Below are 422 nucleotides of genomic sequence, written 5' to 3'. Positions count from 1 at the left end.
GGGAGATCCAGAATTCATCAAGCGTCAAGACCAGAAGCGGTCGGACTTGGATGAACAGTTGAAGGAATACATCAACGAATGGCGCAAACAGCGGGCCAAGGAGGAGGATGAGCTCAAACGCCTTAAAGAGAAGCAGGCCAAGCGCAAGGTTTCTCGTGCCGAAGAAGAAAAGCGCCTCGCTCAAAAGAAAAAGGAAGAAGAAGAAAGGAGAGTGCGCGAAATCGAAGAGAAGAAACAGCGCGACATCGAAGAGAAGAGGCAACGGCTCGAGGAGGCCGAGAAGAAGCGCCAGGCTATGCTCCAGGCCATGAAAGATGCCAGCAAGACCGGACCCAACTTCACCATCCAAAAGAAGAGCGAAAACTTCGGTTTGTGCAATGCCCAGCTGGAGCGCAACAAGACCAAGGAGCAGCTGGAAGAGG

At 52.6% G+C, this 422-nt stretch carries 1 protein-coding gene; it reads left to right on the top strand.

Annotated elements, in window-relative coordinates:
• On the top strand, positions 1 to 422 hold a 422-nt coding region (locus F0U47_RS22770; protein ID WP_223162856.1), incomplete at both ends, for a hypothetical protein.

This window comes from Nocardioides antri, from assembly GCF_008373765.1.
GTDB classification, from domain to species: domain Bacteria; phylum Actinomycetota; class Actinomycetes; order Propionibacteriales; family Nocardioidaceae; genus Nocardioides; species Nocardioides antri.
Note: the sequence above shows the minus strand (reverse complement) of the source record. Positions and strands in the feature narration are given on the sequence as shown.